Origin of the sequence: Bradyrhizobium sp., assembly GCF_016462955.1 — a bacterium.
Taxonomy (GTDB): Bacteria; Pseudomonadota; Alphaproteobacteria; order Rhizobiales; family Xanthobacteraceae; genus Bradyrhizobium.
Genome location: NZ_JAEMSD010000198.1, coordinates 1 through 7,450, shown reverse-complemented (window position 1 = coordinate 7,450; position 7,450 = coordinate 1). Strand labels below are relative to the sequence as shown.

Here is a 7,450-nt window from a genome sequence, read left to right as displayed (position 1 = left end):
TGGCGCGCCGACGCGCCCACCACCAAGAGCCTCGCCGAGGTCAATTCCACCGTCTCGATCCCGGTTGCCGGCCACTGGTCGCGGCGGCTGCTGGCCTTTGTCGGCCCTGGCTATCTCGTCTCGGTCGGCTATATGGACCCGGGCAATTGGGCGACCGATCTGGCCGGCGGATCGAAGTTCGGCTACACGCTGCTCTTCGTCATCCTGCTCTCGAACTTGATGGCGATCCTGCTGCAGTCGCTGGCCGCGCGGCTCGGCATCGTCACCGACCGCGACCTCGCGCAGGCCTGCCGCGCCTCCTATCCGCGGTCGGTCAACTTGCTGCTGTGGATCGCCTGCGAGGCGGCGATCATTGCCTGTGATCTCGCCGAGGTGATCGGCACGGCAATCGCGCTGAAATTGTTGTTCGGCATCCCCTTGATCGGCGGCGCGCTGCTGGCCGCGCTCGACGCCTTCCTGCTGCTGCTGCTGATGAACCGCGGCTTCCGATTCCTGGAGGCCTTCGTCATGGCGCTGCTCGCGGTGATCGCGGTCTGCTTTGCCGTCCAGATCGTTGCTGCGGCCCCGCCGGTGGCGGAGGTCCTGCGCGGCTTCATGCCGAAGAGCGAGATCTTCACCAATCCGGACATGCTCTACATCGCGATCGGCATCATCGGTGCCACAGTGATGCCGCACAATCTCTACCTGCATTCCTCGATCGTGCAGACGCGCGCTTATGAGCGCAACGATACCGGCCGGCGCGAGGCGATCAAATGGGCGACGACCGATTCCACGATCGCATTGATGCTGGCGCTATTCATCAACGCCGCGATCCTGATCGTGGCGGCCGCGACCTTCCACAAGAGCGGCCATTCGGACGTTGCCGAGATCGAACAGGCATTCGAGCTGCTGTCGCCGCTGCTCGGCCTCGGTATCGCCTCGACGCTGTTCGCGGTGGCTCTGCTCGCCTCGGGCCTCAACTCGACGGTGACGGCGACGCTGGCCGGCCAAATCGTGATGGAAGGCTTTCTCGACCTGCGCCTGCCGAGCTGGGCCCGCCGCCTGCTCACGCGCGGCATCGCAATCATTCCCGTGATCGTCGTGACCGCGATCTATGGCGAGCGCGGCACGGCGGAATTGCTGGTGTTCAGCCAGGTCGTGCTGTCCATGCAGCTGCCCTTCGCCGTCATCCCGCTGGTGCGCTTCGTCTCGGATCGGCGCAAGATGGGGAAGTTCGCAATACCGAGATCGGTTGCCGTGATCGCGTGGATCATCGCGAGCGTGATCGTCGTCCTGAATTTGAAGCTGTTGTTCGATACGTTCTTCGGGTGAATGCAGAGCAGCCGCTCTCGGGTACGGAACATCCCGCGAGTTTTGCGCGAGCCGGCCGCACCCTTTCCGAGTTCCACATCGTCCTGTGGCAGAGCCTTCGTCGCGGAGCGACGAATGACCGCTTTTCAATTGGTACGAAGAGGGTATACTACCTTCAATTGCTTCAGGCCGTAGACCACTGACGGGCCATATTATGGCGTTGCGTTTTTCAGGATTGATTTTACTCCCGGCGGGATAATCGGCGGTCCCGCGCCGGAGTGAGTGCGCCGATCGCATTTTCTCCGGATACTTCATGGGTTGTGCGCGAAGTTAGCGCGCGAAGCTGGTGGCGAGGTCATTGGCTGATGAGTGATTTTGAGTGCGCGTGTTCACGTCCTGGAGGGGACGATGATCAAGCCAGAAAGCGTCGATTGCTGCGTTGAAATCATTGGTGAGTGTGTGCTGCCGTGACCAAGTGTCCCGCGTGTTCAGCCCGAATCTCCCGCGAGCATCGCTTCTGCTCCCAGTGCGGCGCGCGCCTCGATCCCGCCCCGGAGCAGGTCTGCGCACATTCGGCCGCCGGCGCAATCGCGGGCGACGCGCGTGCTGTTTCGCTGCATGGCCATGGCGCGGCCCGGTCGCAGATGCTGACCGAAAACAAGCAGGTCAGCGTTCTCTTCGTCGACGTTTGCGACTCCACGTCGCTGCTGCAGCACTCCGACCCTGAAGACTCCCGCAACTATCTCGGCAAGACGCTGAACCATCTGGCCGAGGCGGTCGGGACCTATGGCGGCACGGTGAGCCAATTGCTCGGCGATGGGCTCGTCGCCTTGTTCGGTGCGCCCGTGGCGCAGGAGGATCACGCCCTGCGGGCCTGCCTTGCCGCCCTCAAGATGCAGAGAGCTATCATTCCAGGCCACGAGATGCAGGGTGTGGCCAGCCCGATGCTGCGTATCGGCATCAATTCCGGCGAGGTCCTCGTCGGCGTGGTCGGGCAATACGGCTGGTCGCATTACGGTGCGGACGGCAAGACGATACACCTTGCGTCCCGGCTCGAAAAATTGGCTGCGCCCGGCGGCATTCTGATCAGTGCCGCGACGCAGCGCCTCGTCGCGCAGCAGATCGACACGCGGCCGGTGGGAACGCGGTCGGTCCGAGGGCTGGATGATCCGGTCGAACTCCACGAGGTCCTGGTCGCCACCGAAAGTTCGGCGGCGGCGCCGATGACGCGCAAGCAGCGCTGGGCGCCGCTGGTCGGCCGCGACGAATCATTGCGGACCCTGGCGCGGGATCTCGATGCCGTTCGAACCGGGACGATGCGAACGATCGGGCTGTGCGGGGACGCCGGGATCGGGAAGTCCCGCTTGATCACCGACTGGATCTCCGCGCTTGCAAGCCAGGGCATCGAGGTCTGCGTTGCGCAGGCGAAAAGCTACGCCAGCGCGCGCGCCTACAGCACCGCCGCGGACCTGATCGCGAGCCTGGCAGGACTGCCGCAAGCCAGCGTGACGGACGCTCGATCCGTGCAGGCCGTGGCGGCCCAATGGCCCCCCGACGGCGCCGCCCATCTCGCCGCGGTCAATGACCTGTTGGGGCTGGCGGCGCCGGACGAGGCTTGGCTGTCGCTCAACCCGGTCCAGCGGCGGCGCCGGATTGGCGAGGCATTGCTGTGGCTCGTGCGCAGACGCGCCCAGGCGGGGATGTTCGTGCTGGTGCTCGAAGACGTTTTCCTGGCCGACCGCGAAAGCCGGCGGCTGTTCGAGGCCCTGCTTCCAAAACTCCAGGGACTGCCGATCCTGGTTTGTGTCAGCTACCGGCCGGATTTCGAGCATCAGTGGCGCCAGGTTTCCTGGTTTGCAGAGCGCGCGATCGAGCCTCTGCGCGACGGCGAGATGCTCAGGCTCGCGCGTGCCCTGTTGGGGGATGATCTATCCGTGCTCGGCGTCATGAACGAGTTGGTTGCGCGCGCCGACGGCAATCCGTTTTTCCTGGAGCAATTGGTCATCACGATGATCGACGACGGCTCGCTCGAGGGAACGCCGGGTGCATACCGCCTGCAGCGGCCGCCGGGAGAGCTGCGCGCGCCGGGCTCGATCGCGGCGGTGATCGGCGCACGCGTCGACAGGCTGCCCGAGGCGGCCAAGTCCGCGCTCGAGGCCGCCGCGATCCTCGGCGATCCCATCACACGCGAACTGATCGCGGCGATGCAGGCCGTCGACCTCGGACGTTCCGAAGAATTGCTGGGCCTGTGCGTTGCTTCCGGCTTGCTGGCAGGACAGGATCAGGCGCGCGGCCGGCTCGAGCAGCACGCATTCGCATTTCGCCACGCGCTGGTGCGCGATGTCGTGCTCGGCGCCCTGACCCGCGCGCGGCTCAAGGCGCTGCATCGGCAGGCCTTCCTGGCGCTGCATGCGCGCCCGGGGGCGACCGAGGCGGATGTCGCGCCGGCGCTGGCCTACCATGCCTTCAAAGGAGAGGAATGGGAGCAGGCGGCGAGATTCACCGTCAAGTCGCTGGCGCGTGCCATCTCGCGCTCGGCCAATCAGGAAGCACTCCAACTGTTCGAGAAGGGCCTCCAGGCCGCGCACCGTGTCGAAGACACCTCGATCGCGCGGGCGTTGGAGCTCGCACTGCGGCTGGAGGCCATCGGGGCCATGCTGGCGCTCGGGCAGATCGACGAGATCTTCAGCAATATGGAGCGTGCGGAAGCCATCGCGGTGCAGCTGAACGATCAGCGCGCCCGGGCGGCGGTAGCGACCGAGACGGCGGTGTTCCTGTGGATGCGCGGACGTTTCGAGCAAGGTCTGCGGCATGCCTCACGGGGTCTGGAGGCGGCCCGGCTCGCGCAACGCCGCCACATGATGATGGCAGCGCATCAGACCCGCCTCATGCACCTCCATGCTCTCGGCCGCTACGCCGAGGCCGCCACGGAAGGCCGGGTTCTGCTCTCCGACTTCGGTCCGGAACTGTCGGTGCATTGCGTTCAACCCGGATGGGCCGCCATCCCCATCATCAATCTCTATGCGTTTCACGCCAGCACGCTCTGGCGCCTGGGAGACAATGCGGCCGGCCACGCATTCTGCGCCAAGGCCTATGAGATCCTGGCGAACATCGACCATCCCTATTCCCGTCTGCTGATCGACACCGTGCAGGCGCAGATCTGGATCGAGAGCCGGGAGCTCGACCGAGCCGAGACTTTGATGCGCACGGGCGTGCAGCAATGCATGACGCACAACGTCCCGACCATGCTTTCGGTTTGCACCGGTGTCCTCGGCAGCGCGCTCGCGCGCAACGGCAAGGCCGCCGAAGCGGCGACGATGCTGGAGAAGGGGTTCGCCGATCGTATCTACCAGGCGGCAGGGCCCTACGGCCGGACGTTCATGCGCGTGAGCCTGGGCGTCGCCTATCGCAAGCTCGACCGGCTCGACGATGCGATCGCGATCGGCCGCAAGGCGGTGGAGGAGGCCGCCGAAGAATACGGTCACCAGACCGAAGCCCTGTACGAGTTTGCCGAGACCTTGCGGCAGGTCGGCGATCTCGCTGGCGCCGAAATGCATTTCAGGCGGACCGCCGAGGCGGCGGAGCGTCTGGGCATGCCCCACTATCAGAGACAGGCCACTGCGGCACTCGTGGATTGGCGGAAGGACGGGTTTGCAGCATGAAGCTCTCGACCTATGAACCCGACGCGTTGCAGCCGGGAGCACGCCGTCTCTCTTACGGTCTCTTCTGCTGGCTCAACCGCCACACGACGGTCCTGCGTGCGATCGGCGCGTTGCTTCGGCGCTGGCCCGCCATCGGCGGCCGGTTTGGCCTGGTGGCACGCGCCAGCGCGGTCAAGGATGTGCTGACGCGCACGCGCAGCTTCTCCAATACGGCGCATGCGGCCAACATGGTTTCCGGAGACTATCTCATCGGCATGGATCCCGGTCCGACCTACACGGCTGACAGGGAGTTGGTCCACGCGCGCCTCGCTGCCCTGGATGTTCCGAACGCTTCCGACGAGGAAGCCAAGAGACGGATCGAGATCCTGGCGCGCACCGGAGCGCGCGGGTTCGATTTGATCGAGGGCTACCTGATGTGGGTCGTCTTCCACGCCATGAAGCCGCTGTTCGGATCGGCCACCGACGCAGTGGTCGCTGGATCCGCGGACCCTTCTGCGCAAGCCGCCGTCGATGAAGGCCTGCAACGGCAGTACATGCTGGAGATCCGATATGTCGCGGGTCAATTGCTCGCCGGCAGCCTGGCGACACTCGAGCTGCGGCGGCGGGCGGAAACCTGTGGAGATGCGCTTCAAGCCCGCATCGATCGTGTGAGCGGCCCGATCGGTACCGCGTGGGGCGTCAAGAGCGCATCTGAAGACATCGAACGCAACGCGGTGGGGCTTGCCTGGATTTCGCATCCCGTCACCGTTCAGTCGGGAGCCCTTGCCGTGCAGGAGCTTCTCGGGCGACCCCAAGTCTACGAGCAATTGTGGTCCCGAGCCAGGAGTCTCGGGGATCGCGTCTGGACCGACGCCGGTTTTCGCAAGGACGTGCGCGACCATATGCTGGAGCTCATGCGTTTCCGCCCGATCTTTCCGCTGTTGGCGCGTGACGTGCCCAGGGACACGGAACTGCAGACTGGCGCGCGACAGAATGCCAAGTGCCCGGGTGGCGGCAAGGTTTCGCTGCTGTCGATCGCCGCGCTGTTCGATCCGAGCGTGGACCGCGACATCGGACGCTTTTGTCCCAATCGCGACTGGGGGAGCGACGATCCCTTGCGCTATCTGATGTTCGGATATGGCTATCGCCAATGTCCCGCCCGGGACCACGCCGTGGAAATCCTGACCAGCGCCATGATCGGACTGCTGACGCTACCCCGGCTGCAATTGGCGCGCGAAGGCAAGGCCATCACCTATGACGGGCCGCTGATGTTGTCCATGCGCATGCGGATTACCTGAGCGAGCGGAGAGTGGGCCATGCTCGAGAGCGTCCGGCAGCAGATGATCTGCATCGTTGCGCCAGGCTGGGCCGGCGGTGCTAGGCTTTCAGAACCGCTTCAAGAGGCGTTGGACCATCTCTTGCGCGATGTTGCCGTGGTTCACTTTGCCTCGATCGGGCTCCTGCCGGCATTGGCCGATGCCGCCAACAAGCGGCCGTCGCTGGTGCTGGAGCTTGCAGTCGAGGAGGGCTTCCGCCCCTCCGATCTGCTGTACCGGCTCGTCTACCATCCTGATGGCGCGATGTGGGCGCTGTTCGGCACCATGATCGCTCGCAACGTCGCAGAGCCCACGGCAGAGCAGAAGAAGGAGCTGCTCGAGAGGTTGATGAGCTGGCACAGCATCGCCGACGGCGGCTTCGTCGGCGCCCGCGACCGGTCGGTCCGGCAGATCGCGATGGAGAGGGACCTGCTCGATCAGACGCGCATCGAAGCGCGGAAGCTGAAGCCGAAACACGGCAACGATCGCACCGCCTTCGCGCTGGCACTCGCACGGTGGGCCTACGCCAATCCCCGCTTCGAATGGGCGGCAAGACCGGCGCCGCGCTCCTATTGGCGCGGGAGCGGGGCCGGCATCGGTGCCAAGCTTGCCTATCCCGTGGCGGCGATCGTGCTTTGGTTTGCCGTGCTCGGGATCGCGTGGGCACTGCCGCGCGCCTATAGCTGGTTCTTCGGCGAACCGGGTCCCGTGGGGCAGATGATCGATAACGCCGTGACCAGGACGAGCGAATGCCTCTTCGCGATGAGCTGGCACGGGCTGCTGGCGTTCGCGGTGATCATATTCCTCGTCTGGCTGTTCCTGGTGCCGTTGCCCGCGCAATTCGTGTCCTGGAGGCGCTGGCTGAACAGCGTTCAGCAAGAGCTCGATCGGCCGACCGACACGTATTCGTCGGTGGCCACCTATCTGGGCGGCTGGATCATCGGCGTGCCGCTGCTTCTGGCCGTTGCGGCGTGCGCGTTCGCCTACACGATCGCTCCATTGGTCTATGCGGTGGCTCCAGACTACATGCAGAAGGTCGTCGAACCGAATCTGCCAAAGCTGACTGGGCTGGAGATCACGCTGATCGCAGTCGCCGCGATCGCCGCGGTCCTCGCTATCGGCGCGCTGTTCTACCGGCTCAATCGCCGCTTCACCAAGCTGAGCGAGCAGTTCTTTCATCCGCTCGAAGACGATGTTCCGCGC

At 65.2% G+C, this 7,450-nt stretch carries 4 protein-coding genes; all 4 read left to right on the top strand.

Annotated features, from left to right (window positions below):
• A partial coding sequence (locus JHD07_RS20200) for an Nramp family divalent metal transporter (RefSeq protein WP_291625071.1) occupies nucleotides 1-1,311 on the top strand: 1,311 nt, incomplete at its 5' end.
• Nucleotides 1,312-1,934: 623 nt separating this feature from the next.
• Nucleotides 1,935-4,952, top strand: coding sequence for an adenylate/guanylate cyclase domain-containing protein (locus JHD07_RS20195; protein WP_291625070.1), 3,018 nt, complete (start codon nucleotides 1,935-1,937; stop codon nucleotides 4,950-4,952).
• Entirely contained in the window at nucleotides 4,949-6,229 is a 1,281-nt protein-coding gene (locus JHD07_RS20190) for a hypothetical protein (RefSeq protein ID WP_291625069.1), read from the top strand. The genes JHD07_RS20195 and JHD07_RS20190 overlap by 4 nt, the downstream gene beginning before the upstream one ends.
• Before the next feature lie 18 nt (nucleotides 6,230-6,247).
• Nucleotides 6,248-7,450 (top strand): hypothetical protein (locus JHD07_RS20185; RefSeq protein ID WP_291625066.1); only part of this gene is annotated, 1,203 nt, incomplete at its 3' end.

Bases quoted from the DNA above. Each gene is read 5' to 3' on its own strand.
- JHD07_RS20195 (WP_291625070.1), top strand. From the start codon at position 1,935: ATGCTGACCGAAAACAAGCAGGTCAGCGTTCTCTTCGTCGACGTTTGC.
- JHD07_RS20190 (WP_291625069.1), top strand. From the start codon at position 4,949: ATGAAGCTCTCGACCTATGAACCCGACGCGTTGCAGCCGGGAGCACGC.